The following is a 26,222-nucleotide window of genomic DNA, read 5'->3' on the forward strand; positions in this document are numbered from 1 at the left end:
CCAAGCCCGTGCCGGGGCGCAAGAGCAGCACCCCGGCACGGGAAGAACGACCTCGGTCAGCCCTTGGGCCAAGGCACCAACGGCGACCGGTAATAGTTCATCCCCAGCGCCTCCCACCGAGGCCCCTGCTGCGCGAGCCGCACCTTGTACGCGTCCCAGTCGTGCGTGGACGCCGGTGACCAGCCCAGCTCGGCGATGCCCGGCAGGCGCGGGAACGCCATGTACTCGATGTGCTCCGACTCGGAGATCGTCTCGGACCACAGCGGCGCCTCGACCCCGAGGATCGACTCCTCCGGCGCGCCCTCCAGATAGGCCCCCGGATCCCAGTCGTACGACCGGTCCACCTCCACGTAGCCCGCCCACGCGAGCCCCAGCGGGGTCGACGGCGTGTACTTCATGTCGAGGTAGGCCCGGTCCGCCGGGGAGAGGACCAGCTTCGTGCCGTTCCTCGCCGCGTTCACGACCTGGTCCCGCTCGGCCTGGCCGGTCTTGTCGTACCCCCAGTACTGCGCGACGGCCCCGTCAACCGGCTTCGCACCCGTCAGCTGGTGCCAACCGATCACCGTCTTCCCGTACTTGGCGACCACCGGCTGGACCCGCTCCATGAACGTCACGTAGTCCTCGTGGCTGGTCGAGTGTGCCTCGTCCCCGCCGATGTGGATGTAGCGGCCCGGCGTCAGCTCGGCGATCTCCCGGATCACGTCGTCCACGAAGTCGTACGTGACCTCCTTCGGCACGCACAGCGAGCTGAAGCCGACCTCGGTGCCGGTGTAGAGCGGCGGCGCGACCCCGTCGCAGTTGAGCTCGGCGTACGAGGCGAGCGCGGCGTTGGTGTGGCCCGGCATGTCGATCTCCGGGATCACCTCCAGATACCGCTCGCCCGCGTAGGCGACGATCTCCTTGTACTGCTCCTTGGTGTAGTAGCCGCCCGGCCCGCCGCCGACCTGCGTGGAGCCGCCGTGCTTGGCGAGGTTCGGCCAGGAGTCGATCGCGATCCGCCAGCCCTGGTCGTCGCTGAGGTGCAGATGCAGCTTGTTGATCTTGTACATCGCCATCTGGTCGATGTACCGCTTCACCTGTTCGACGGTGAAGAAGTGCCGGGACACGTCCAGCATCGCGCCCCGGTGCTCGAAGCGCGGCTCGTCCTCGACGGTGCCGCCGGCGACCTGCCAGGGCCCCGGCTGCCGCGTCCCCTTCTCCACGCTCGCGGGCAGCTGCTGGCGCAGCGTCTGCACGCCGCGGAACAGCCCGGCGGCCTTGTGCGCCGTGATGGTCACCGCACGGGCCCCGGACTCAAGGCGGTACCCCTCGCCGCCCAACTCCCTTGCACTGTCCGAGAGTCGGAGCCGGATGCCGTCCTGCCCCGCGTCGTCGGTGACCGGCAGGCCGAGCCCGGTCGCGGGCCGCAGCAGCGCGGCGAGCTGCTCCCCGACCTGCTGCACCGCCCGCGAGTCACCCTCGACCCTGATCCGGGTCGACCCGTCGATCTCGTACGGGGCGCCGCCCGCCTCGACCTTCGCGGGCGCGGGCACGACCTGGCCGAGCGGGGTGGGCTCGGCGGCGGGCTGCGCCGAGCTCTGCGGGGCCGCGGCGAGGCAGGAGAACCCCGCGGCGGCGACGAGTAAGAGTGCGCCGAGCAGGCGCGGAGTTGTTCTGTGCGATCTCACATGCGTCACTAGCGGTCCCTTCGGACGGGCTGCGCAACTGTGGGCAAGAACGTCGCTCATGGGTACCGTGCGCCCCCACCGGGGTCAAGGGTGTAGACCACTTACGGCCCACCGGACCGAGCCGACCCTGCACCGAACGACACACCCTTGCCCGAAACCGGGCAGGATTCTTGCGAACGACCCCCTCGTACTCCAGGATCATCCGAGTGCACGACGACCTCATCGACCACCTGACCCGCAGCACCCCGCTCCAGCGGGGCGAGGCCCTGCGGGTGGTCCAGGACGTTCTCGCCTATTTCGACGAGACGACCGAGCAGTTCGTCCGTCGCCGCCACCGCGAACTCCAGAGTCAGGGCCTGGTGAACGCGGCGATCTTCGAGCAGATCTCCACGGATCTGCGTTACCGCGCGGTCGCGCCGCCGGAGCTCTCGCTCCGACAGCTGCGCCGCATCGTCTACGGCTAGAGGAACCCAACCGGTATGTGCGGAATCGTCGGATACATCGGCAAGCGTGACGTGGCCCCCCTCCTGCTCGAAGGCCTGCAGCGCCTGGAGTACCGCGGCTACGACTCGGCCGGCGTCGTCGTCAACAGCCCCAAGTCGTCCGCCCTGAAGATGGTCAAGGCCAAGGGCCGGGTCCGTGACCTGGAGGCCCGCGTCCCCAAGCGCTTCGCCGGCACCACGGGCATCGCCCACACCCGCTGGGCCACCCACGGCGCCCCCTCCGACGAGAACGCCCACCCGCACATGGACGCCGAGGGCAAGGTCGCCGTCGTCCACAACGGCATCATCGACAACGCCTCCGACCTGCGGACCAAGCTCACCGCCGAGGGCGTCGAGTTCCTCTCCGAGACCGACACCGAGGTGCTCACCCACCTCATCTCCCGCAACGACGCGGACACCCTGGAGGAGAAGGTCCGGGGCGCCCTCAAGCAGATCGAGGGCACGTACGGCGTCGCCGTCCTGCACGCCGACTTCCCGGACCGCATCGTCGTCGCCCGCAACGGCTCCCCGGTCGTCCTCGGCATCGGCGAGAAGGAGATGTTCGTCGCCTCGGACGTCGCCGCGCTCGTCTCCCACACCCGCCAGATCGTCACCCTGGACGACGGCGAGATGGCCACGATCAAGGCCGACGACTTCCGTACGTACACCACCTCCGGCACCCGCACGACCGCCGAGCCCACCACCGTCGAGTGGGAGGCCGAGTCGTACGACATGGGCGGCCACGACACGTACATGCACAAGGAGATCAGCGAGCAGCCCGACGCCGTGGACCGCGTCCTGCGCGGCCGGATCGACGACCGCTTCTCCACCGTGCACCTCGGCGGCCTCAACCTGGACGCCCGCGAGGCCCGCACCATCCGCCGCATCAAGATCCTCGGCTGCGGCACCTCGTACCACGCGGGCCTGATCGGCGCCGGGCTCATCGAGTCCCTGGCCCGCATCCCCGCCGACGCCGAGCCCGCCTCGGAGTTCCGCTACCGCAACCCGGTCGTCGACCCCGACACCCTGTACGTGGCGGTCTCCCAGTCCGGTGAGACGTACGACGTGCTGGCCGCCGTGCAGGAGCTGAAGCGCAAGGGCGCCCGCGTCCTCGGCGTGGTCAACGTGGTCGGCTCGGCCATCGCCCGCGAGGCCGACGGCGGCATGTACGTGCACGCCGGGCCCGAGGTGTGCGTCGTCTCCACCAAGTGCTTCACCAACACCGTGGTCGCGTTCGCGCTGCTCGCCCTGCACCTGGGCCGCATCCGCGACCTGTCCGTCTCCGACGGCAAGCGGATCATCGAGGGCCTGCGCAAGCTGCCCGAGCAGATCCAGCAGATCCTGGAGTCCGAGGCGGACATCAAGAAGCTCGCCGACGACTACGCCGACGCCAAGTCGATGATGTTCATCGGCCGCGTGCGCGGTTACCCGGTCGCCCTCGAGGCCTCGCTCAAGCTCAAGGAGATCTCGTACATCCACGCCGAGGCGTACCCCGCCTCGGAGTTGAAGCACGGCCCGCTCGCCCTGATCGAGCCCGCCCTTCCGACCGTCGCGATCGTCCCGGACGACGACCTCCTGGAGAAGAACCGCGCCGCTCTGGAGGAGATCAAGGCCCGTTCCGGCCGTATCCTCGCCGTCGCGCACCAGGAGCAGGAGAAGGCCGACCACACCGTCGTCGTCCCGAAGAACGAGCCCGAGCTGGACCCGATCCTCATGGGCATCCCGCTCCAACTCCTCGCCTACCACACGGCGTTGAGCCTCGGCCGGGACATCGACAAGCCGCGCAACCTGGCCAAGTCCGTCACGGTCGAGTAGCCCCCGCCGCCGCGGCCCGAACCCGAACGACCCCCTGTGCGCGCCACCTTGCACACAGGGGGTCGTTCTTTTCGGACGGCCGGGGTCGCCCATCACCCCGGCCCGGGAAGCCGCCTCGGCCGGTGGCCGTCACCCCCCGACCCGGCAGCACGCTCAGTGACATACGTACCCTTCACAAAGGCACAAAGCACCTCTGCGCACAGGGATTTTCACCGGCTACGAGACGAACTCTTCGACGGGGCAAGGACCTTGAGGGAAGCGCGCCTTACGGAATGACGATCACGGGGCGCTGCGCACGGCGGGCGAGCCGGCCTGCGACGGAGCCGAAGATGCGGCCCACGAGGCCGTGCGAGGAGCCGACGACGATCGCGTCCGCCTCGTACTCCCGCCCGACTTCTTCGAGTTCGTGGCAGATGTCCCCGCCGCGTTCGACGAGGATCCACGGGACCTCGGACAGGTACTCCGCGCAGGCGAGTTCGAGCCCGAGCACTTCGGTGCGGTGGTCCGGGACGTCCACGAAGACCGGGGGTTCGCAGCCCGCCCAGACGGTGGTGGGCAGCCGGTTGGCGACGTGCACGATGATCAGGCCCGAGCCGGAGCGGCTGGCCATGCCGATCGCGTACGCGAGGGCGCGCTCACTGGACGTGGAGCCGTCGAAGCCGACCACGACGCCGTGCTTGAAGGCGGGATCGCAGGCATGGCGCGGCTGAGGCTCCGCCCGCGGCGTCGTCGGATCGGCGACCTGCCGCTTGCGGTCTGCGGGTTCGGGGAATTCGTGACCGGCCATCGGTGTCTCGGCTGAAGGAAGTCCTCGGTGAGAGGGGCGACTTTTCATCGGGTGCATCGGGCAGGAGGGGCGCACGGCGCGAAGCTGTGGCCGGGAAACATCTTCCCAACCCCATACCCCCGAGGGTACGGCGACACTCCTCCTCTGCCCAGGTCCCGCAGCGGCATCCGCAGCGTTCCCCGGGAGCATGCACGAGCCCGCCCCGTATCGCAACGGTCGCTGCCCCGTACAGGCTTCTGCACCGGGTCGTTACCCGCCCTTCCCCGAGATATGCCGCCGCGGGCCGCACCGACCGGCCGACGACCCCGACCACCCCAGTGACCTGGGCGCTTCGCCGCGCGTTGAAGGCGTGAACCCGAGCCCCAGGAGCAACTCCGTGCCAAGGCCGCGCACCGCGTCCACACCCGTCCCCGCCTCGCGACGCCCACCACGGCCCCACAGCACCCCGCAACCCCCACCGCGCACCTGCCTGCCGGCCTCGCGCCCGGCGCCGCAGGGCACCGCAGCCACCGCCGCGGCACCGACTCCCGCGCCGCCCCCCGCGCCGGCGCCCGGCCGGAGCTCCTCGTCGGACGTCGTCGGCTGGGCCGCGTTCAGCTGTGTGCTCGTACCGGTCGTGCTCGTCGTCTACGGCACCTCGCTCGGCGGGGCGGTCGGGGCGGCGCTCGGGCTCGTGGCGGTCACCGGGGTGTGCCGCATACTGCTCCGCAGGTCCGAGCGGAGCGCGGCCAGTTTGCTCGCGGAACAGAACGCGAAGCGGCGCGAGGCCGACGGGGCGAGCGGCGCGCACGCCCGACGCGGCGACCGGCGTGCGGCCTGAACCGTACGCACCGTGGACGGGAATGAGCCGAGCCGTTTCGCTTCTTTTCAGCCAAACTGACAGCGGCGGGCCCCCAGTGGTCCAGGCGGGCCCCAACACCCTTTCCAGCAGCGCCAGATGGCCCCCGCAGGCCCTCTCACCCGCACAGGGACCGGCCAAGGGGCGTTCGCGCACTTCCCCTGAACTGCCTTGCGTGCCACGCTTCGTGATCGAAAACTTCACGCCACGCCGCATTGTCGACATTGAGCCTGGTGCTGAACTGGTCACGAGGACGGTACGGGACACAGTAGATTCGATCATGACCGTGTGGGCGGGGGACTCGTGCAGGACCGAGGGGCTGTGAAGTCTAGAAGCAGTGTGCAAGAGCGACAGGCCCGGCAAGTGAGGGGCGCCGCGACCACAGAGGGGGGCTTAGCACCGTGAGCCACGACTCCGCAGCCGCACCTGAGGGCTCAGTACGCAAGCTCTCCGGCCGCCGGCGCAGGGAAATCGTCGCCGTGCTGCTGTTCAGCGGCGGACCCATCTTCGAGAGCTCCATACCGCTCTCCGTTTTCGGCATCGACCGCCAGGACGCGGGCGTGCCGCGATACCGACTTCTCGTGTGCGCGGGCGAGGACGGCCCGCTGCGCACCACGGGAGGACTCGAACTCTCCGCGCCCCACGGCCTGGAGGCCATCGCGCGCGCAGGCACGGTCGTCGTGCCCGCCTGGCGCTCGATCACCTCGCCGCCGCCGGAAGAGGCGCTCGACGCGCTGCGCCGCGCACACGAGGAGGGCGCGCGCATCGTCGGCCTGTGCACCGGGGCGTTCGTCCTCGCGGCCGCGGGCCTCCTCGACGGCCGCCCCGCCACGACCCACTGGATGTACGCGCCGACGCTCGCCAAGCGCTACCCGTCCGTCCACGTCGACCCGCGGGAACTCTTCGTGGACGACGGGGACGTGCTCACCTCGGCGGGCACGGCCGCGGGCATCGACCTGTGCCTGCACATCGTGCGCACCGACCACGGCACGGAGGCCGCGGGGGCGCTCGCCCGCCGGCTCGTCGTACCGCCCCGGCGCACCGGCGGCCAGGAGCGCTACCTCGACAGGTCTTTACCTGAGGAGATCGGCGCCGACCCGCTCGCCGAGGTCGTCGCCTGGGCGCTCGAGCACCTCCACGAGCAGTTCGACGTGGAGACGCTCGCGGCGCGCGCGTACATGAGCCGGCGGACCTTCGACCGGAGGTTCCGCTCGCTCACCGGAAGCGCACCCCTGCAGTGGCTCATCACCCAGCGGGTCCTGCAGGCCCAGCGGCTCCTGGAGACCTCCGACTACTCCGTCGACGAGGTCGCGGGCCGCTGCGGGTTCCGCTCCCCGGTGGCGCTGCGCGGCCACTTCCGCCGCCAGCTCGGCTCCTCGCCCGCCGCCTACCGGGCCGCCTACCGCGCCCGCAGGCCACAGAGCGAGAAGCCCGCCGAGGTCCTGGAAGGCCCGGGTCCGCTGCCCGCGCAGTCCCGGCGTGCGGCCGCCGCCAGCTCGCTCGGCCTGCCGGGCGCGACGGCCTCGGCCGACACCGGCAGACCGGCCGCCGAACTGTACGCCGCCGCTCGCGCGACGCTCCCCGGTCAGCGGGAACGCCCCGTAGGGTGAGACGCATGAACGATCGCATGGTGTGGATCGACTGCGAGATGACCGGGCTCTCGCTGACGGACGACGCACTTATCGAGGTGGCCGCGCTGGTCACCGACTCGGAGCTCAACGTGCTCGGCGAAGGCGTGGACATCGTGATCCGCCCGCCGGACGCCGCCCTCGAGACGATGCCCGAGGTGGTGCGCGACATGCACACCGCCTCGGGCCTGCTCGACGAGCTGGCGGCCGGCACCACCCTCGCCGAAGCCGAGGAGCAGGTGCTCGCGTACGTACGTGAGCACGTCAAGGAGCCGGGCAAGGCGCCGCTCTGCGGGAACTCGGTCGGCACCGACCGCGGCTTCCTGCTGCGGGACATGCCGACCCTGGAGGACTACCTGCACTACCGCATCGTGGACGTCTCCTCCATCAAGGAGCTGTCCCGGCGCTGGTACCCGCGGGCGTACTTCAACAGCCCGGAGAAGAACGGCAACCACCGGGCCCTCGCCGACATCCGCGAGTCCATCGCGGAGCTTCGGTACTACCGCGAGGCGATCTTCGTCCCGCAGCCGGGACCCGACTCGGACACGGCCAAGGCCATCGCCGCGAAGCACGTGCTGCCCGCGGAGTAGCCGAGGCCCGCGCCCGGCGGGCGGTGATCGGGGCTCATCCGGGCCCCGATCAGCGCCCGAGGAAAAGGCGGGCGCGAGCACCCCTTCGGACCCTGTACACTTTTTCTCGGCCGGTCGGAAAAACGACCGGTCATGGTGGGTGTAGCTCAGTTGGTAGAGCACCTGGTTGTGGTCCAGGTGGCCGCGGGTTCAAGTCCCGTCACTCACCCTCAAGGATCAAGGTCCGGGCCGAAAGGCCCGGACCTTGATGCGTTTCCGGGCCCTCCTCCGCGACGAGCACCCGATGCGAGTGCCGAACAGCTCAGGACGAGTCCCGCACCACCAGCTCCGTGGGAAGCACCAGCCGGCGCCGCTCCCCCGCACCCCGCGCCGGGCGGCCCCCCGCACGCTCCGCGATCTCCTCCAGAAGCAGCCGCGTCATCTCCCGGCCCATCTCCACGATCGGCTGCCGCACACTCGTCAGGGCCGGCTCCAGATGGCGGGCGATCACCGAGTCGTCGTAGCCGACCAGCGCCACGTCCTGAGGTATTCGGCGGCCCGCGCCCCGCAGCACGAGCCGGGCGCCGCCCGCCATCACGTCCGAGCCCGCGAAGACCGCGTCCAGGTCCGGGCGGCGGGCCAGAAGCTCCGCCATCGCGCGGCGGCCGCCCTCCTCCGTGAAGTCGCCCTCCGCGACCAGCTCCGGGTCGACCGGACGCCCCGCCGCCGCGAGGGCCGCCAGGCAGCCCTCGTGCCGGCGGCGCGCCCCGTACACGTCGAGCGGGCCGGTGATCAGCGCGATCGTGCGGCGGCCACGGTCAAGGAGGTGCCCGACGGCCGCCCGGCCGCCGCCGAAGTTGTCCGAGTCCACCGAAGGCAGTCGCTCGTCCGCGCTGCGCCGGCCGCTGAGCACCGCCGGGACGCCCAGCTGGTCCACCAGGTCGGGCAGCGGATCGCCCGCGTGCACCGAGACGAGCAGCACCCCGTCCACGCGCTGCGCGCCCAGGTACTGGGCCAGACGTCTGCGCTCCCGGTCGCCGCCCGCGAACGTGAGCAGCAGCTGCACCTCCGTCTCGGCGAGGGCCAGGCCGACGCCGTGGACGATGTCGGAGAAGTACGGCTCGGCGAAGAAGCGCCGCTCCGGCTCGGGCACGACCAGGGCGATGGCGTCCGTGCGATTCGCGGCCAGGGCGCGCGCCGCCGTGTTCGGCACGTACCCGAGCTCCGCCACCGCCGCCTCGACCAGGGCCCTGGTGTGCTCGCTCACCCGGGGCGAGCCGTTGATCACCCGGGACACCGTGCCGCGGCCCACCCCCGCGCGCTCCGCCACCTGCTCCAGGGTGGGGCGACGCCCGCCCCTGCCCCGCGGCTCCCGCACCGCCATGACTGCCTCCCCTGCGCCCGTGCCGGCCGGAATCCCACGGCCGACCGGAACCTAACACCGGGTAACCGAACGAACTCCCGACGTCCGTCGTCTTGACACCCCCTGGGGAGCCCGCAACGCTTCAACACATCACGGTGGGAGCGCTCCCAACGTATCGGATGCATACATGACCCGCACGTTCCCCGCCCGAGCTGCCGCCCCAACCGCCTTGCTGCGGACAGAAGTTGGACGCTTCCCGGCTCGCTGGGCACATTGGAGGACGCCATGCGCACCACGACCCGTACGCGGGCGGTGGCTCTGGCCGCCGCCGTCACCCTCGGCGCCTCGCTGCTCGGCGGCTGCGCCGAGGACCCCGAGGAACCCGGCGGCCCCGCGGGCCGCGGCGACGGCGCGGGGAAGACCACGCTGACCGTCGGGGTCTTCGGGGTGTTCGGCCTGAAGGAGGCCGGGCTGTACGACGCGTACATGAAGCAGCACCCGGACGTCGTCATCGAGCAGACATCCATCGAGCGGAACGAGAACTACTACCCGCAGCTGCTCACCCACCTCGGCTCGGGCAGCGGGCTCGCCGACATCCAGGCCGTCGAGGTCAACAACATCGCGGAGGTCGTCGCCACCCAGTCCGACAAGCTCGTCGACCTCGGCAAGGCGCCCGGCGTCTCGAAGGACGCGTATCTGGACTGGAAGTGGCGGCAGGGGACGACGAAGAGCGGTGCGACCGTCGGGCTCGGCACGGACGTCGGGCCGCAGGGGATCTGCTACCGCAAGGACCTGTTCGCCAAGGCCGGGCTGCCCACGGACCGCGAGGCCGTCGGCAGGCTGTGGGCCGGGGACTGGGACAAGTACCTGCAGGTCGGCCGGAAGTTCGAGAAGAAGGCCCCCGAGGGCAAGGCGTTCGTCGACTCGGCGGCCGGTGTGATGGCCGCCGTCACGGGCAGCTACGCGGAGCGCTACTACGACGAGGACGGCAAGGTCGTCTACAAGTCGAACCCGCGCGTGAAGGAGGCCTGGAACCTGGCCGCCGATTTCGCCACCGAGGGGCTCACCGCCAAACTCCAGCAGTTCCAGCCCACTTGGGACCAGGGCTTCGCCAACGGCAGCTTCGCCACGGTGTCCTGCCCCGCCTGGATGCTCGGCTACATCAAGACCAAGGCGGGCGAGAAGGGCGCGGGCCGGTGGGACGTGGCGCAGGCGCCGAAGCCCGGCAACTGGGGCGGCTCGTTCCTGGTCGTGCCGAAGGCCGGCAAGCACAGCGAGGAGGCGGCGAAACTCGCGGCCTGGCTGACCGCGCCCGAGCAGCAGGCGAAGCTCTTCGCCGCGCAGGGCAGCTTCCCGAGCGCCTCGGCCGCGTACGACCTGCCGACGGTCGCCGACTCGAAGAACGCGTACTTCGGCGACGCCCCGATCGGGAAGATCTTCGCGAAGGCCGCCGAGGGCGCGCCGGTGCAGACGCTCGGCCCGAAGGACCTGATCATCGCGCAGAACCTCGCGGACGTCGGCATGCTCCAGGTCGACCAGCAGGGCACCTCGCCCGAGGCCGGCTGGAAGGCCGCCGTGAAGGCGATCGACAACGCCCTGGACGAGTGACCGATGGCGAGCGAATACCGGGCGACCGCGCCCTCCCGGACGGAGGAGAGCGCGGCGCCGTCCAAGGGCGCGGCCGAGGCGCGGGCCCGCGAACGGCTGAGCCGACGCTCCCGGCGGGAGATGCGATTCAGTCCGTACGCGTTCGTCGCGCCGTTCTTCGTCTTCTTCGCCGCGTTCGGGCTCTTCCCGCTGCTCTACACCGGCTGGGCCTCGCTGCACCGGGTGGAGCTGACGGCCCCGACGGAGATGGAGTGGGTGGGCCTGCGGAACTTCGCGCGTCTCCTCGACGACGACTTCTTCTGGAACGCGCTGCACAACACGGTGACCATCGGCCTCCTGTCGACGGTCCCGCAGCTCCTCATGGCCCTCGGCATCGCGCATCTCCTCCACTACCGGCTGCGCGGCTCGATGTTCTTCCGGGTCGCGGCCCTCACCCCGTACGCGACCTCGGTGGCCGCGGCGACGCTGGTCTTCGTGCTGCTCTTCGGGCGCGACCACGGGATGATCAACTGGGCGTTGGGGCTTGCCGGTTGGGACGGCGTCGACTGGCAGAACGGGAGCTTCGCGTCCAAGGTCGCGGTCTCCACGATCGTCGTCTGGCGCTGGACCGGCTACAACGCGCTGATCTACCTGGCCGCGATGCAGTCCGTGCCCGCCGAGCTGTACGAGTCGGCGGCGCTCGACGGGGCCTCCCGCCGGCGGCAGTTCCTGCACGTCACGCTGCCCTGCCTGCGGCCGACGATCCTCTTCACCTGTGTGGTGTCGACGATCGGCGCGATGCAGCTCTTCGGCGAGCCGCTGCTCTTCAACGGCAGCGCGGGCGCGAGCGGCGGCTCGGACCACCAGTTCCAGACGCTCGGCCTGTACCTGTACGAGCAGGGCTGGGTGAATCTGCACCTCGGCAGGGCCTCGGCCATCGCGTGGACGATGTTCCTGATCCTGCTCCTGATCGGCGCCGTCAACTGGCTGCTCGCCCGCCGGCTGCGCAAGAGCGAGGGGGCGTCGGCATGAGGGCACCGAAGTCGTCCGGTGCGGGGCGGCAGTTGCACGGCGGGCGGTGGACGTACGCGGTCCTCGTCGTGTTCACCGCCGTCTCGCTCTTCCCGCTCCTGTGGACGGCGATCGCCGCGTCCCGCAACAACACCCGGCTCGCGCAGACGCCGCCGCCGTTCTGGTTCGGCGGCAACCTGTTCAGGAACCTGGAGATCGCCTGGACCGACGCCAACATGGGCGCGGCGCTGCTCAACACGGTGGTCGTGGCCGGTTCGGTCTCCGTCGGCACCGTGCTGTTCTCCACGCTCGCCGGGTTCGCCTTCGCCAAGCTGCGGTTCCGCTTCAAGAACCTGCTGATGCTCCTGGTGGTCGGCACGATGATGGTGCCGCCCCAACTCGGCGTCGTACCGCTCTACATGCTGATCGCCGAGCTGCAGTGGACGGACCGGCTGCAGGCCGTGATTCTGCCGACGCTCGTCGGCGCCTTCGGGGTGTTCTTCATGCGCCAGTACCTGCTGCAGGCGCTGCCCACCGAGCTGATCGAGGCCGCGCGGGTGGACGGGGCGAGCAGCCTGCGCGTGGTGTGGCACATCGTCTTCCCCGCGGCCCGGCCCGCGATGGCCGTGCTCGCGATGCTCACCTTCGTCCAGGCCTGGAACGACTTCTTCTGGCCGATCATCGCCCTGACGCAGAACGGCAGCCCGACCGTGCAGGTCGCCCTGACCGGTCTCGGGCGCGGCTACATCCCCGACCAGTCGGTGATCATGGCGGGCGCGCTGCTCGGCACGCTGCCGCTGCTGCTCGCCTTCGTGGTCTTCGGCAGACAGATCGTCGGGGGCATCATGCAGGGCGCGGTCAAGGGCTGAGCCCCCGCTCCCGCACACCTCTGACTCCCGTCCCGTACACCGTCGTTGGGAGCGATACGTGAATGAACTGCTGCGGTTTCCGGAGGAATTCCTGTGGGGCGCCGCGACCGCCGCGTACCAGATCGAGGGGGCCGTCCGGGAGGGCGGCCGGACGCCGTCCATCTGGGACACCTTCAGCCGTACGCCGGGCAAGGTGCTCGGCGGCGACACCGGGGATGTCGCCTGCGACCACTTCCACCGCCGGCGCGAGGACGTCCGCCTGATGGCCGAACTCGGCCTGGGCGCCTACCGGTTCTCGGTGTCCTGGCCGCGCGTCCAGCCCACCGGGCGCGGCCCCGCCGCCCAGCAGGGCCTCGACTTCTACCGGGCGCTGGTCGACGAGCTGCTCGCGCACGGCATCCAGCCGCTGGTCACGCTCTACCACTGGGACCTGCCGCAGGAGTTGGAGACCGCGCCGTCCGACGGCTCGCCCGCCGGCGGCGGCTGGCCGGAGCGGGACACGGCGTACCGCTTCGCCGAGTACGCGGGGATCGTGGCCGAGGCGATCGGCGACCGGGTCGAGCGGTGGGCCACGCTCAACGAGCCGTGGTGCAGCGCCTTTCTGGGGTACGGCTCCGGGGTGCACGCGCCGGGGCGCACCGACCCGGTCGCCGCGCTGCGCGCCGCCCACCACCTGAACCTGGCGCACGGGCTCGGCGCGCAGGCCCTGCGGGCGGCGCTGCCCGCGCGGGCGCAGGTGGGGATCTGCCTCAACCCGAGCCCGGTGCGCGCGCTCACCGACGCGCCGGAGGACCTGGACGCGCGGCGGCGCGTCGACGCGCTCGCCAACCGGGTGTTCACGGGGCCGCTCCTGAAGGGCGCGTACCCGGCCGACCTGCTCGCGGACACCGCGCGGCTCACGGACTGGTCCTTCGTACGGCCCGAGGACCCGGCGGCGATCCGGCAGCCGCTGGACTTCCTCGGCATCAACTACTACACGCCCGCCGTGGTATCCGCGGCCCCCGACGGCCACCGCGCGAGCGCGCGGTCGCCGTGGCCCGGCGCGGACGGGGTGGCGTTCCACCGGCCGCCCGGTGAACTCACCGCCATGGACTGGTCGGTGGCCCCCTCAGGACTGGTCGACCTGCTCGCCCGGTACACGGCGGAGGCCCCCGGCGTCCCGCTCCTCGTCACGGAGAACGGCGCGGCGTACGAGGACGTCGTGGACGCCGACGGCCACGTCCACGACCCGGACCGGATCCGCTACCTCCACGCCCACCTGTCCGCGGTGCACGAGGCGATCCGCGCCGGCGCGGACGTACGCGGCTACTTCCTGTGGTCCCTCCTCGACAACTTCGAGTGGGCGTACGGGTACAGCAAGCGGTTCGGGGCGGTGCACGTGGACTACGGCACGCAGAGGCGGACGGTGAAGTCGAGTGGGCGGTGGTACTCGGGGGTCGCGAGGAGCGGACGCCTGCCGTAGCCCTTGTTGCTTCCCCTCCCCGCCCCTTCCCGAAAGACCGCCGTCGGCATCGGGGGCTCCGCCCCCGAACCCCCGCTCCTCAAACGCCGGAGGGGCTGGATTTTGCGGGCGTGGGGCGGGATTTGCCGAGGTCGGCGGGATTTCCAGGGGCGCGGGGCTCCGTTGTTAGGGGCTCGGGGCGTTTCTTCAGGGTCGCGGGCTCGCTTTTTTTGGGGGCGCGGGGCTGGATTTTGCAGGGCGGGGGGCTGAAGCTTGCGGGCTGGGCTGGGTCGAGTGCCCCGACAGGGGCGCGGGGAACTGCGCGACCAGCCACGACGGCGCAGCACCCGAACGACGGCCGGGGACGGGGCGGAGCCCCGAAACAGGGGTGGGGTCGAGTGCCCCGACATGGGCGCGGGGAACTGCGCGACCAGCCACGACGAAGCGGGCAGCCGAAAACACAGCGCCGCTGGCTTTCAGGTGCTCTGGATTTACGCCGGAGGGGCTGGGATGAGTGCCCCCGCTAGGGGCGCGGGGAACTGCGCGACCAGCCACAACGGCGCAGCACCCGAACGACGACCGGGGTCCGGGGCGAAGCCCCGAAACCGGGACGGGGCGGAGCCCGAAGCGGGGCCGGGGGCGGGGCCCCGGGAAGCGGCTAGGCGGACGTGGTGGCCGACCGCTTCCTGCGCCGCACCGGCCCCCCGTGCCGGCGCCGCCCCGAAGCCGGACTCCGCTCGTCCAACTGGATCCAGATCCGGATCTCCGTACCGCCGAGCACAGAGCTGCCGATACGGACATCGCCGCCGGTCGACTCGGCCAACTGCCGGACGATGTCCAGGCCGAGCCCGGTTGAGCCGACGGCGTCGCCCGTGCCGCTGCCGCCGCGGGCCAGCGCGGCCTCCGGGTCGAGGATGCCGGGGCCCGCGTCGGAGACGAGGACGATCACCGCGTCCTCGGCCCGGTGCACGTCGACGGCGAAGCCGGTGCCCTCCCGGGTGTGCCGGAACACGTTGCCGAGGAGCGCGTCCAGGGCGGCGGTCAGGTCGGCCCGGCCGACCGGAACGCGCACGGGCCGCTCCACGCCCGCGACCCGCACCTCGCGCCCCTCGTCCTCGGCGAGCGCCGACCAGAACGCCATCCGCTCCCGGATCACCTCGGCCGCGTCGCACCCGGCGCCGGGCCCACCCGTCACCGTGCTCGGCTTGGCGGCGCGCGCGGTGCGGATGATCGTGTCGACCTCGGACTCCAACTGCTCGACGGCGGCCCGGGTCTGGTCGGCGGCGGGCCCTTCGCCGAGGGATGCCGCGTTCAGCCTGAGCACGGTCAGCGGGGTGCGCAGCCGGTGCGACAGGTCGGCGGCCAACTCCCGTTCGTTGGCGAGGAGTCGGACGACCTGGTCGGCCATGGCGTTGAAGGCGACGGCGGCCTGCTTCAGCTCGGTCGGCCCGTCCTCGGGCACGCGCGCGGTGAGCTTGCCCTCGCCCAGGTCGTGCGCCGCGCCCGCGAGCCGCTTCGCGGGCTGGATCAGCCGTACGCCGAGCCGGTCCGCGACCGCCACCGAGCCGATGATCAGGGCGATGCCGACGCCCGCGAGGACCACCCAGGCCGTGGTGACGCCGTTGCTGAGCTCGCCCTCGGGCACGAAGACCTCGACGATCGCGATCTCGCCCGAGCCGAGCGCGGTGGGCTGCAACAGGGCCATGCCGTCGGGGGCGTTCGCGATGGAGGGGCTGGCGATCTCGCGGGTGCGGTCCAGGTCCGCCTGGGCCGCCCGCCGCCGCCCGACTTCGAGGGCCGGGTCGTCGCCGACGGCCGGGATGTGCACGGCCATCCGCCCGGCGGCGCCCGCCTGGGTGGAGGCGACGGCGCGGGTCAGCTGGTCGCGGTCGGTGGTGATGGAGAGGGTGGGGCCGATGGCGGCGGCCTGGCGTTCGGCGTTGGACCAGGCCCGGTCGGCGGCCATCTCCTTGATGACGAGGCCGAGCGGCACGGCGAAGGCGACGACGACCATCGCGGTGACGGCCAGGCACACCTTGACCAGGGCCCATCTCACCGCGGCCTCACTGCGGCCGCTCCGGCTCCGGCTCCGGCTCCGGCTCCGGCGGCTCCAGCTTGACGCCCACCCCGCGGAGCGTGTGCAGATAGCGCGGCCGGGCCGCCGTCTCCCCCAACTTCCGCCGCAGCCAGGAGAGATGGACGTCGATGGTCTGGTCGTCCCCGTACGACTGCTGCCAGACCTCGGCGAGGAGTTCCTTGCGGGGTACGACGACTCCGGGCCGGCCGGCGAGGAACGTCAGCAGGTCGAACTCGCGGCGGGTCAGGTCGAGCGCGGCGCCGTCGAGTTCGGCCTGGCGGCGCAGCGGGTCGATGGCGAGCCCGCCGACCCGGATGACGCCTGCCAGCGGGTCCTCCGCCCCGCCCCCGGAACCCGAGCGGCGCAGGACGGCCGCCATCCGGGCGGAGAGGTGCTCGACGGAGAACGGCTTGGTGAGGTAGTCGTCGGCGCCGTCGTTGAGGAGCCGGACGATCTCGGCCTCGTCGTCCCGTGCCGTGGCGATGATCACGGGTACGTCGGTGATGCCGCGCAGCATCTTCAGCGCCTCGGAGCCGTCGAGATCCGGCAGGCCCAGGTCGAGGATCACCACGTCGAAGCGGACATGGGCGACCTCGCGCAGCGCCTCCAGGGCCGTGCCGACGCTCCGTACGGTGTGGGAGGCATCGGTCAGGTGCCGGATCAGGGCGGAGCGCACGAACTGGTCGTCCTCGACGACGAGCACACTTGCCATGTGCAGGACCGTACGCCATACGGGGGACGGCGGTCACGGGTCGAAGGGCCCGGGACAGGCCCTCGGCGCATGGGGCAGTATGGCCCGCGATGCGGCAACGAGGACTCGTACACGGACTGGCGTGGACGCTCGCCACGGGGGCGGCGGTCACGCTGTCCTGGTGGGGTGTGCACACGGTGATGTCGGGCACGGCGTACGACCGCCCACGGGCGCTGCCGCTCACCGGTGCCGCGCAGGCCTCGCCCGAGAGCGCCGCCCCGCAGGCCTCGTCCACGCACCGGCCGCGCGAGACGCCGAAGCTGGAGGGGTCCGGCGAGCAGTCCGAGAAGCCGACCGAACCGACCGGGCCGACCGGGACTCCGCCCGCGAAGGACTCCCCCTCGGGCAGCGCGCCCGCCCCCGAGCCCCAGGGCAACGTGAAGAGCTACACGGTCTCGGGCGGCCGGGTCGCCTTCGAGATGCGTCCCTCCTCGGCCGAACTGGTCTCGGCTACGCCGGAGGCGGGCTGGCAGATGCAGGTCTGGAAGCAGCCGGAGTGGATCCGCGTGACGTTCACGCAGGGCGACCGCGAGGTCTCGGTCTTCTGCACCTGGCACGACCACAAGCCGCTGGTGGAACTCGACGAGCGCTGACTCTCCCCACCCCGCCCCTCCCCGAAGTCCTCAGCGGACAGCTCCGGGTGTTGCACCCTCGGGCCCTCGCCCCGGGGCTGCCGCCCCTGAACCCCACCACGGGGCTACGCCCCGACCCGCGCTTCGGATCCCCACCCCGCCCCTTCCCGGCTGTGTCCGATATGCGGCTGCCGCCGCGTGGCCGCCGTCGGCACGGGGACTGGGGCGCAGCCCCGGCCTTCAGGGGCGCGGGGCTGTGACATTTGCGGCTCCGCCGCGCGGGCGCGACCAGCCACAACGGCGCAGCAGCCGAAAAGACGGCCGGGGTACGGGGCGAAGCCCCGAAGCAGGGTCCAAGGGCGGCAGACCTCGGAGACCGGGGGGCCGGGGGCGGCAGACGACGGTGGCCGTCCGGCGAGGACTTCGGGAAGGGGCGGGGAGGGGAGAAGAACGCCCTACCGAAAAACCCCCGGCGGCGGAGCCGGCGACGCGGACGCCGTGGCGTCGGTCACCCCCACCGCACCCCCGGTGAAATCCACGAGCGCAGCCCCATGCTCCACCCGCCCCGGATGCGAATCCCCCGCAATCCGCCGCGTCAACTCGCCCACGGGCAAGGCCCGATCAGAAGCGAGCAGCACCGCGTTCCCGAACCGCTTCCCCCGCAGCACCGCCGGATCCGCGGCCAGCGCAAGCTCCGCGAAGAGCCCCGCGGCGGTGGCGATCTGCCGGCGCAGATGCGTGAGCGGCGGCCCGTCGGCGAGGTTCGCCGCATAGTGCCCGCCGGGCGCGAGAACCCTGCGTACGTCCGAGAGGAACTCGGCGCTCGTCAGGTGCGCCGGCGTGCGGGCGGCGCTGAAGACGTCGGCGATGACCAGGTCTGCCCAGCCGTCGGGGATCTTCGCGAGCCCCTCGCGGGCGTCGACGGCCCGCACCCGCACCCGCGCCTGCGGGTCCAACGGCAGCTCGCGGCGGACCAGTTGGACGAGCGCCGCGTCCCGCTCGACGACCTGCTGGGTGGAGCGCGGCCGGGTCGCCGCGATGTAGCGGGCCAGCGTGAAGGCCCCGCCGCCGAGGTGCACGGCACGCACCGGCTTCCCCGCGGGGGCGATCAGATCGACGATGTGGCCGAGCCTGCGCTGGTACGCGAAGTCGAGGTACGCGGGCTCGTCGAGGTCGACGTGCGACTGCGGGGCGCCGTCAACGAGCAGCGTCCACGCGCGCGTGCGGTCCGGGTCCGGGATGAGTTCGGCCAGTCCGCCGTCCACCTCTTCGACGACGGCTTCCGCGTCGCGCTTCCTTCTGGCCATCCGTCCATTATCGACGCCCGTACGAATTCCGGCTCGCCACCCCCGTACGGGCCCGGGTGCGCCCCCGTACGGGCCCCGGTGCGCTCCCGTACGGGCCTCTGCGCGCACCCGGGCCGGGGCCTCAACGGCAGCTGTCGGCGGCCTCGATGAGCCGGGCGGCCTCGCCGAGCGCGGCCCGCAGCATCGTCGGATCGGTGACGGGGCCGGTGTCGGCGGGCGGCAGCAGCCAGCCCGTACCGGCGACCGGCGGCGCGGGCTCGGCGGGCGCGCCCCGGCCGCCCGCGCGCGCGGAGCCGCCGCGCCCGAAGGTCTGCGTACAGGCGCTGCCCGGCAGGTCCCAGCCGTCGGCGGTGCCGGGCGGGACCAGGAAGCCGAGGGTGTCGCAGCTGTTGTCGTGCAGGACCGGGCCGACGGCGGGGGCGGCGCCGCGGCGCAGAATGTCCACGGCCTCCAGGCCCTGGCGCGCGGGGACGGTCACCAGGTCGCACTCCGAGCCGAGCGGCGGCCCGTACAGGGCGCTGCGGCCGTACACGGCAGGCGGTTCGAGGGGCGGTCGGTCCGGCGCGAAGGGGCGGGCCGGGCGCGGCATCGGGGAGTTGCCGTTCTCCATGTCGACCTCCAACAAGGAAACCCTCCTCGTCCCGGAAGGCGCGGTGCAGCCCCTTCTCCGCATGGTTCAACGCGGCCCCCTGTCAACGGCTACGGCACAACTCCGCCTCATCGGATGGCAGTTCATGGCAGATCCGGCGTGAGATTTCCGGTTTGTAGCCAAACACTGCGTACCGGTCCCGTCACAGCCGGTACTTTCGTGCCCCGTCGGAGCCGGGCCGCTGCCCCCTACAGGGCCGCAACGGCCGCGCGCTCCGGCATGAACCGCACGAGAGGGTTTGGCCAATGGCGTCGTCACCGATGACATCGTCAGCGGGGTCTCCCCGGCCGAATCTCGCCTTCCGGCAGCTGCGCGGGCAGCTGTCGCCGGGGGAGTTCGCGGCCGCGGTGCGCCGGGCCGGCCTGGAGATCGGTGAGCGGGTCGCGTGCGACGCGCGCTACATCGGCCGGGTCGAGGCAGGCGAGATCCGCTGCCCCAACTACGCGTACGAGCGCGTGTTCCTGCACCTGTTCCCGGGCCGGACCCTGGCCGACCTGGGGTTCGCGCCACGCGAGACGGTACGGGGCCGGGCCGCGCGCGCCAGGACCGGGCCGGGCGCCGGACACCGTGCGGCCCCGCGTCCGTATCCGGACCCGTACGACCAGCTGAACGCAGAGCAACCGAGCACCGAGGAGAGCGACGTGCTGCGTCGCGCATTCATGACCGGGAGCACGGCCACCGTGGCCGCGGCCTCCCTGGGGCTCACGGGCCCCCTCAACACCGAGGCCGCCGCCGCGCCCCGCAGGGTCGGCGAGACCGAGGCCGACGCGGTCGAGGAGGCCGTACGCCGCATCAGGCTGCTCGACGACCGGCACGGCGCCGACGGCCTGTACCGGCGGGCGTCCGCGCCGCTGCGCAACGCGTTCGCCCTGCTCGACGCGGGCGCCGCACGCCGCGCCACGTCGGACCGGCTGCACGCGGGAGCGGGTGAACTGGCCATCTCCGTCGGCTGGTTGGCGCACGACTCGGGCCGGTTCGACGACGCGCGCTCGCACTACGCGGAGGCGCTCGCGACGGCCCGGACGGCGGGCGACCCGGCCCTGGAGGCGCACGCCTTCTGCAACATGTCGTTCCTGGCGCGCGACGCGGGCCGCCCGCGCGAGGCGGTACGGGCGGCGCAGGCGGCGCAGCGCTCGGCGCGGGAGTGCGGCTCCGCGCGGCTGCTGTCGCTGCTCGCGCTGCGCGAGGCCGGGGCGTACGCGCTGCTCGGTGACCGCTCCGGGTGCGAGCAGGCGCTCGCCCGCGCGCAGGCCCTGTTCGGCCGGGGCGGCACGGACGCGGACCCGGAGTGGATGAGCTTCTACCAGGAGGCCGAGCTCGAAGGCCTGGAGGCGCAGTGCTGGTCGGCGCTCGGCCAGTGGGGGCGCGCGGCCCGGCACGCGCAGCGCGCGGCCCACGTCGCCGCCGCGCGAACCCCGCACTTCACGCGCAACATCGCGCTCTACACCGCCGAGGCGGCCGACGACCTGGCGCGGGCGGGGCGGCCGGACGAGGCGGCGGAGGCGGGGCGGCGAGTCCTCGACCTCCTGGACGAGGTCCAGTCCTCCCGCATCCAGTCGATACTGGCCACCACCGCGCGCGTGCTGCTCCCGCACCGGCGGGAGGCGTCGGTCTCCGCCTTCCTCGACCGCCACGCAAACGTCCCCCGCCAGGCCTGAGCACTCCCCCTCCCCGCCCCTTCCCAAAAGCCCCTACCCCTCCAAGTGCCCCGTCTCGTTCCATGCCTCGATCGCCGGCTCCCCGTAAGCCCACCCCAGTACGGACAGGGACGTCGGATTGAGCCGGATACGCGCGCCGAAGCCGATGGGCAGGCCGAGCCAGCGGGCCCCGATGGAGCGCAGGATGTGCCCGTGCGCGAAGACCAGCACGTCACGGTCGGCCGAGCGCGCCCACTCCACGACCTCGTCGGCCCGAGCCGCGACCTGGTCGAGGGTCTCGCCCTCGGGGACGCCGTCGCGCCAGAGCAGCCAGCCGGGCCGGATCGCGTGGATCTCGGCGGGGGTCATGCCCTCGTACGCCCCGTAGTCGATCTCCATGAGCGCGTCCCAGTCCTGCGCACGCTCACCGAATCCGGCGATGTCGCAGGTCTCACGCGCGCGTACGAGCGGGCTCGTGCGCACCTCGACGTCGGGGAGGCCGTTCCAGGGCGCGCGGCGCAGTCGCTCACCGAGCAGCTTCGCCCCGCGCCTGCCCTCGTCGAGCAGCGGAATGTCCGTCCTGCCGGTGTGCTTCCCGGACAGCGACCACTCGGTCTGCCCGTGGCGGGCCAGCAGGATGCGCGGGGCCATGAGGAACTCTCCAAGATTTCGACGTACGTACACAGGGCCGGACTTTTCCGACAGGTCACCCGGCCCCGTCCATCATCGCGCACCCGCCGCACTCTGCTCGAACGGGCACGTCGGCCCAGCTCAAGTCCCATTCCCGGACGGCCTCGTGCGGCCTCGTACCGTCTCGTGACGCGAAGCGTTCCCCGGTTGTCAGTGTCGGGTGCGAGACTTCGGCAGGTGAGCGAATTCCCTGACAGCGCGGTGCCGACGGCAGCGGTACCGCCGACGGACAACGCGGCGCGGCCGGCCCCGCAGGCGACGGCGCTGCGGCAGCGCCTTGCCGAGCTGCGCGGCCCGGCGGTCCCCGCCAAGGCGCTCGACGCACGCGCGCTGGCCGCCCTCGCCGCCAACCCCGGCTGCCGCCGCCGCGCCCTGCTCGACGGCGCGGGGGTGGACAAGTCGGCCCTCGCCCAGGCCCTCGGCTCACCCTCCGGCTTCGGCCAGTCGCAGTTCGCGCTCGTGCGGGGCAACGCCTTCGAGGCGAAGGTGAAGGCCGACGGCGGCGCGGAGCTGCTCCGCCTGGTCCACGCCCGCCTCGGCGGCGGCCCGGCGCCCGCGTCTCCCGGCCCGGAAGGCGGCGCGGACACGGCCGAGGTGCACACCCCGGACCTCACCGCGGCCGGCCCCGAGGGCCGCTCCGCCCGCACCGCGCTCGCCCTGCGCGATGCGGCCGCCACGCGCGCGTGGACGCTGCTCGACCACCCGATGCTGGCGCTCGACGTGGCCGGCTCGCCCGCGTTCCTGGAGCCGGACGCGGTGGTGGTGCACCCGGACGGCCGCTGGACGGTCGTGGAGATCAAGTCCTTCCCGATGATCGACGGTTCGGCGGACGAGGGGAAGGTGGGCTCCGCCGCCCGCCAGGCCGCGGTGTACGCGCTGGCGCTCCAGCAGGTCGCCGGCCGCCTCGACCCCGCTCCCCCGGTCGGCCACGAGGTGGTGCTCGTCTGCCCGAAGGACTTCTCGAACCAGCCGACGGCGGCCGTGGTGGACGTCCGTAAGCAACTCTCGGTGACGCGCCGCCAGTTGGGCCGCCTGACCCGGATCGAGGACATCGCGGCGGCCCTGCCCGAGGGCACGACCTTCGACGTCGAGCGCTCCCCGGACGAGCTCGGCCGCGCCGTCGAGTCGGTGCCCGCGGCGTACGCACCGGAGTGCCTGGCCGCCTGCGAGCTGGCCTTCCACTGCCGCGACCGCTCCCGCACCGAGGGCGAGGTGACCTCGCTCGGGCGTTCCGTGCGCGGTGAGTTGGGCGCGCTCACCACGGTCGAGGACGTCCTCGCGGCCGCGCGCGGCGAGGCGGGCGACCCGGACGATCCGGTGGTGGCCGCCCTGCGTCGCGCTGCGGCGCTGCGTGCCCAGGCCCTGGAGGGCGCCGCATGTCGCTGATCCACACACTGGCCCGCCTGGAGGCCGTCGAGTCGGGCCGCGCGCAGCCGCTCGCCACCGTGCGGCACCGCCATCTGGCCGCCCGCCCCCTGGTGTTCGTGCCGCTCACCACCGCGGGCGAGGCGGGCGCACCGCTGGGCGCCCTGGTCGGCGCGGACCGCGAGCGGCCCCGGCTGCTCCTCGTGCCGCAGCCCCGCGACCGCGACCTGCGCTTCGCGTTCCTGTCCGACCTGGCCGAGGAACTCCTGCCGTACGTCGAGTCGTTCGCCGACGAGACGGAGCCCGCCGAGCGCGCGGAGACCGACCCGGAGACCGGCAAGCGTGTCAAGGTCGAGGTCGAACTGTGCGCGGACGCCCCGCAGTTGATCGTCCCGAGCCTCGCGGGCATCGAGTTCGTACGGCTCCTGGGCCGCTCCATGCGGTTCCGGCGCACGGCCGAGCAGGACCCGGACACCCCGTATCCGGCGCCCCCGCGCGTGCCGCTGCTCGGCCGCTGGCTGACGCACTTCGCGGAGCGAGCCCGAGTGCCCGGCTCGGCCCTGATCGCCGCGATGACGGAGCTCCTGTCCCGGCACTGGGCGACGGGCCAGTCGAGCCTGGAGGACCAGCACTTGGGCGCGCTGCTCGCCTGGATCGACCCGCCGGGCGAGGGTCGGGACGGCGAGGGCTCGGGGGCAGCGGCCGCGCTGCGCGCCGAGACCGCGCGGGACGAGGCCGGGCAGCTGCTCTGCCCACCGGCGGGCCCGGCCACGGACCCGGCCTTCGACAACAAGCTGCTCGCCCCGGCCATCGAGCGGTACGACCGCGCGCGCAGCGCCGTCGCCGCCGCCGAGGACGGCCTGGCCGCGGACCGTCACCTGGCCGAACTCACCGCCGCGGAGCGGGAGATCGCCGCCCTGGTCGAGAGCCGTACGCGCCCCACCTGGGACGCCGTCTGGCGCGGCCTCGACCTGCTCGCCGCCCTGCCGGAGGGCGAGCGCGCCGCCGAGCGCTGGACCCGCGACCGCTGGTCGTACACCGGCCACCGCGACCGCGTCCTCGCCGGCGAACCCCCGCAGCCCCGCCTGGACGACGCGGTCACGGCGGCCAACAAGCTGGCCACGCGCGAGACCGCCCAGGCCCGCCTCGAAGCCCAGGAGGCCCTCGACGACCCGCTGGTGATGGCCGGGCGCAGGCTCTCCGGCGAGGCCTTCGGAGGCGAGGTCACCGAGGTCGTGATGGCGTACACGGAGAGCAAGCGCCCGAGCCCCCGCCCCCTGGTCACGCTGCGCACGGACGACAGCCCGCATCTGGCCGAGCGCGCGAAGGTCTACCGCTCCCTCGCCGGCAAACCGCAGAGCGCCCAGTTCGTGGGGTACGACGAGGAGGGCGGTGTGGTCCTGCGCATCCTGGACAAGATGGGGCGCGGCAAGGAGCCCGAGGAGGGTTCCGTGCCGGTCAAGGGCGACCGGATCACCTGGACGCTCTTCGAGCACACACCGCGCGGCGGCCCGTCGCTCCCCGAGCCCGAGGACACCCCCTGGACCCATGGCGGCCCGCCGGGCGAGGGCGCGCAGGCCCCCGACCCGGTGACCCCGGAGGACGTGCTGTGACCCCCGACCCCACGCGAACGCACCGGCCGGACGCCCCCGACGACAGGTCCCCGTCCGACGGGCCTCCCTCCGAAAGGTCCCCTTCCGACAGGTCCCCTTTCGACCCGTCCGCCGAGGCCGCCCGCGCGACCGCGGCGATCCTCCACGACACGCTGCACGGCGAGGCCCGCGGCGTCGTCGTGGACTCGCCCCCGGGCGCAGGCAAGTCCACGCTGGTGGTGAACGCCGCGCTCGAACTGGCCGCAGCCGGCCGCCCGTTGATGGTCGTAGCGCAGACCAACGCGCAGGTGGACGACCTGGTCCTGCGCCTCGCCGAGAAGCAGCCCGACCTCCCCGTGGGCCGCCTGCACAGCAGCGACGCCGACCCGTACGACAAGGCGCTCGACGAGCTGGACCACGTCCGCAAGTCGACCAAGGCCGCCGACCTGGCGGGGCTCGACGTGGTGATCTCCACGGCCGCGAAGTGGGCGCACGTCAAGAACGTCGAGCCCTGGCGGCACGCCATCGTGGACGAGGCGTACCAGATGCGTTCGGACGCGCTGCTCGCCGTCGCCGGCCTCTTCGAGCGGGCCCTGTTCGTGGGCGACCCGGGGCAGCTCGACCCGTTCTCGATCGTCGGCAGCGAGCAGTGGGCCGGGCTTTCGTACGACCCGTCGGCGAGCGCCGTGTCCACGCTGCTCGCACACAACCCGACGCTGCCGCAGCACCGCCTGCCGGTGTCCTGGCGGCTGCCCGCCTCGGCCGCGCCGCTGGTCAGCGACGCGTTCTATCCGTACACACGGTTCCGCTCCGGCACGGACCACGGGGACCGGAGCCTGTCGTTCGGCGTGCCCTCGGACGGAAGCGGACCGGACCGCGTCCTGGACGAGGCGGCGGCCTCCGGCTGGGGCCTGCTCGAACTGCCCGCCCGGCACACTCCGCGCACGGACCCTGAAGCGGTACGGGCGGTCGCCGAGGTCGTCCGCCGCCTCCTGGACCGGGGCGGCGCCACCGTCAGCGAGCGCTCCCCCGACCCGGCACCGCTCACCGCCGACCGCATCGCCGTCGGCACCGCCCACCGCGACCAGGCGGCTGCGGTCCGCGCCGCCCTCGCCGAGCTGGCGGTCACGGGCGTCACGGTGGACACCGCCAACCGGCTGCAGGGCCGGGAGTACGACGTGACGGTCGTGCTTCACCCGCTGTCCGGGCGCCCCGACGCCACCGCGTTCCACCTGGAGACGGGCCGCCTGTGCGTGCTCGCGTCCCGGCACCGGCAGGCGTGCATCGTGGTGTGCCGCGCGGGCGTCGCCGAGCTCCTGGACGAGCACCCGTCCACCGAACCGGTGCAGCTGGGCGTCACGGTGAAGTTCCCGGACGGCTGGGAGGCCAACCACGCGGTCCTCTCCCACCTGGCCGAGCACCGGGTGCCGTACCGCCCGCAGTGAACGGGTGCGCGAGCCGCTCGAACAAGGCGGTCTTGCGGACGGCTGGACAATGGAAGACGGCCCGGTGGACCAGCCGGGAC

22 protein-coding genes and 1 tRNA gene are annotated in these 26,222 nt (G+C 72.8%); 15 read left to right on the top strand and 8 right to left on the bottom strand.

Annotated features, from left to right (window positions below):
* Positions 1-56 precede the first annotated feature (56 nt).
* Positions 57-1,667, bottom strand: a complete 1,611-nt coding sequence (locus tag QIS96_RS10990; RefSeq protein ID WP_282542356.1) for a beta-N-acetylhexosaminidase — start codon at positions 1,665-1,667, stop codon at positions 57-59.
* Between the two features lie 206 nt (positions 1,668-1,873).
* Between QIS96_RS10990 and QIS96_RS10995 the strand changes: the two genes are divergently transcribed.
* Both QIS96_RS10995 and glmS read left to right on the top strand, forming a co-directional pair.
* Complete coding sequence (locus tag QIS96_RS10995; RefSeq protein WP_282542290.1) at positions 1,874-2,131, top strand: hypothetical protein; 258 nt, start codon at positions 1,874-1,876, stop codon at positions 2,129-2,131.
* A gap of 15 nt (positions 2,132-2,146) precedes the next feature.
* Positions 2,147-3,964, top strand: coding sequence for a glutamine--fructose-6-phosphate transaminase (isomerizing) (glmS, locus tag QIS96_RS11000; protein ID WP_282542291.1), 1,818 nt, complete (start codon positions 2,147-2,149; stop codon positions 3,962-3,964).
* 265 nt (positions 3,965-4,229) lie between these two features.
* On the opposite strand, the gene QIS96_RS11005 is transcribed toward glmS, so the two are convergent.
* Entirely contained in the window at positions 4,230-4,751 is a 522-nt protein-coding gene (locus QIS96_RS11005; RefSeq protein ID WP_282542292.1) for a universal stress protein, read from the bottom strand.
* A 376-nt stretch (positions 4,752-5,127) separates the two neighbouring features.
* Here QIS96_RS11005 and QIS96_RS11010 point away from each other — a divergent pair, with 376 nt between their 5' ends.
* From QIS96_RS11010 to QIS96_RS11025, 4 genes are all read left to right on the top strand, one after another.
* Positions 5,128-5,571 (top strand): hypothetical protein, encoded by a 444-nt coding sequence (locus QIS96_RS11010; protein WP_349017377.1) that lies wholly within the window; start codon positions 5,128-5,130, stop codon positions 5,569-5,571.
* Positions 5,572-5,990: 419 nt separating this feature from the next.
* Positions 5,991-7,199, top strand: a complete 1,209-nt coding sequence (locus tag QIS96_RS11015; protein WP_282542293.1) for a helix-turn-helix domain-containing protein — start codon at positions 5,991-5,993, stop codon at positions 7,197-7,199.
* Positions 7,200-7,204: 5 nt separating this feature from the next.
* On the top strand, positions 7,205-7,807 hold the full coding sequence (orn, locus tag QIS96_RS11020; RefSeq protein ID WP_282542294.1) for an oligoribonuclease: 603 nt from the start codon (positions 7,205-7,207) through the stop codon (positions 7,805-7,807).
* Positions 7,808-7,942: 135 nt separating this feature from the next.
* Positions 7,943-8,015 (top strand) — tRNA-His (locus tag QIS96_RS11025).
* A 93-nt stretch (positions 8,016-8,108) separates the two neighbouring features.
* On the opposite strand, the gene QIS96_RS11030 is transcribed toward QIS96_RS11025, so the two are convergent.
* Entirely contained in the window at positions 8,109-9,170 is a 1,062-nt protein-coding gene (locus QIS96_RS11030; protein WP_282542295.1) for a LacI family DNA-binding transcriptional regulator, read from the bottom strand.
* A 264-nt stretch (positions 9,171-9,434) separates the two neighbouring features.
* On the opposite strand from QIS96_RS11030, the gene QIS96_RS11035 reads away from it, so the two are divergent.
* Genes QIS96_RS11035 through QIS96_RS11050 form a run of 4 tightly spaced genes read left to right on the top strand, consistent with a single transcriptional unit; the run spans position 9,435 to position 14,078 of the window.
* Complete coding sequence (locus tag QIS96_RS11035) at positions 9,435-10,757, top strand: ABC transporter substrate-binding protein (RefSeq protein ID WP_282542296.1); 1,323 nt, start codon at positions 9,435-9,437, stop codon at positions 10,755-10,757.
* Between the two features lie 3 nt (positions 10,758-10,760).
* Positions 10,761-11,768 (top strand): carbohydrate ABC transporter permease, encoded by a 1,008-nt coding sequence (locus tag QIS96_RS11040; protein WP_282542297.1) that lies wholly within the window; start codon positions 10,761-10,763, stop codon positions 11,766-11,768.
* A complete protein-coding gene (locus QIS96_RS11045) occupies positions 11,678-12,616 on the top strand; it encodes a carbohydrate ABC transporter permease (RefSeq protein ID WP_408907158.1) in 939 nt (312 codons plus the stop codon). The genes QIS96_RS11040 and QIS96_RS11045 overlap by 91 nt, the downstream gene beginning before the upstream one ends.
* A gap of 58 nt (positions 12,617-12,674) precedes the next feature.
* Positions 12,675-14,078, top strand: coding sequence for a GH1 family beta-glucosidase (locus QIS96_RS11050; RefSeq protein WP_282542299.1), 1,404 nt, complete (start codon positions 12,675-12,677; stop codon positions 14,076-14,078).
* 637 nt (positions 14,079-14,715) lie between these two features.
* Here QIS96_RS11050 and QIS96_RS11055 read toward each other — a convergent pair.
* Together QIS96_RS11055 and QIS96_RS11060 are read right to left on the bottom strand one after the other, a co-directional pair.
* Entirely contained in the window at positions 14,716-16,113 is a 1,398-nt protein-coding gene (locus QIS96_RS11055; RefSeq protein WP_282542300.1) for a HAMP domain-containing sensor histidine kinase, read from the bottom strand.
* Positions 16,114-16,120: 7 nt separating this feature from the next.
* Entirely contained in the window at positions 16,121-16,846 is a 726-nt protein-coding gene (locus tag QIS96_RS11060; RefSeq protein ID WP_282542301.1) for a response regulator transcription factor, read from the bottom strand.
* 89 nt (positions 16,847-16,935) lie between these two features.
* Here QIS96_RS11060 and QIS96_RS11065 point away from each other — a divergent pair, with 89 nt between their 5' ends.
* Positions 16,936-17,478 (top strand): hypothetical protein, encoded by a 543-nt coding sequence (locus QIS96_RS11065; RefSeq protein ID WP_282542302.1) that lies wholly within the window; start codon positions 16,936-16,938, stop codon positions 17,476-17,478.
* 434 nt (positions 17,479-17,912) lie between these two features.
* Here the strand turns inward: QIS96_RS11065 and QIS96_RS11070 are convergent, their stop codons facing one another.
* Complete coding sequence (locus tag QIS96_RS11070) at positions 17,913-18,764, bottom strand: spermidine synthase (RefSeq protein WP_282542303.1); 852 nt, start codon at positions 18,762-18,764, stop codon at positions 17,913-17,915.
* A 121-nt stretch (positions 18,765-18,885) separates the two neighbouring features.
* Positions 18,886-19,389, bottom strand: a complete 504-nt coding sequence (locus tag QIS96_RS11075; RefSeq protein ID WP_282542304.1) for a hypothetical protein — start codon at positions 19,387-19,389, stop codon at positions 18,886-18,888.
* A 269-nt stretch (positions 19,390-19,658) separates the two neighbouring features.
* On the opposite strand from QIS96_RS11075, the gene QIS96_RS11080 reads away from it, so the two are divergent.
* Entirely contained in the window at positions 19,659-21,071 is a 1,413-nt protein-coding gene (locus QIS96_RS11080) for a hypothetical protein (RefSeq protein ID WP_282542305.1), read from the top strand.
* Between the two features lie 33 nt (positions 21,072-21,104).
* On the opposite strand, the gene QIS96_RS11085 is transcribed toward QIS96_RS11080, so the two are convergent.
* Positions 21,105-21,701 (bottom strand): histidine phosphatase family protein, encoded by a 597-nt coding sequence (locus QIS96_RS11085; RefSeq protein ID WP_282542306.1) that lies wholly within the window; start codon positions 21,699-21,701, stop codon positions 21,105-21,107.
* A 216-nt stretch (positions 21,702-21,917) separates the two neighbouring features.
* On the opposite strand from QIS96_RS11085, the gene QIS96_RS11090 reads away from it, so the two are divergent.
* The 3 genes from QIS96_RS11090 (at position 21,918) to QIS96_RS11100 (ending at position 26,142) form a co-directional block, all read left to right on the top strand.
* Positions 21,918-23,126, top strand: coding sequence for a hypothetical protein (locus QIS96_RS11090; protein ID WP_408907159.1), 1,209 nt, complete (start codon positions 21,918-21,920; stop codon positions 23,124-23,126).
* Positions 23,117-24,718 (top strand): hypothetical protein, encoded by a 1,602-nt coding sequence (locus QIS96_RS11095; protein ID WP_282542307.1) that lies wholly within the window; start codon positions 23,117-23,119, stop codon positions 24,716-24,718. The genes QIS96_RS11090 and QIS96_RS11095 overlap by 10 nt, the downstream gene beginning before the upstream one ends.
* 137 nt (positions 24,719-24,855) lie before the next feature.
* Entirely contained in the window at positions 24,856-26,142 is a 1,287-nt protein-coding gene (locus QIS96_RS11100; RefSeq protein ID WP_282542359.1) for an AAA domain-containing protein, read from the top strand.
* The last annotated feature ends 80 nt before the right edge of the window (positions 26,143-26,222 follow it).

This window comes from Streptomyces cavernicola, assembly GCF_029968035.1.
Taxonomy (GTDB): domain Bacteria; phylum Actinomycetota; class Actinomycetes; order Streptomycetales; family Streptomycetaceae; genus Streptomyces; species Streptomyces cavernicola.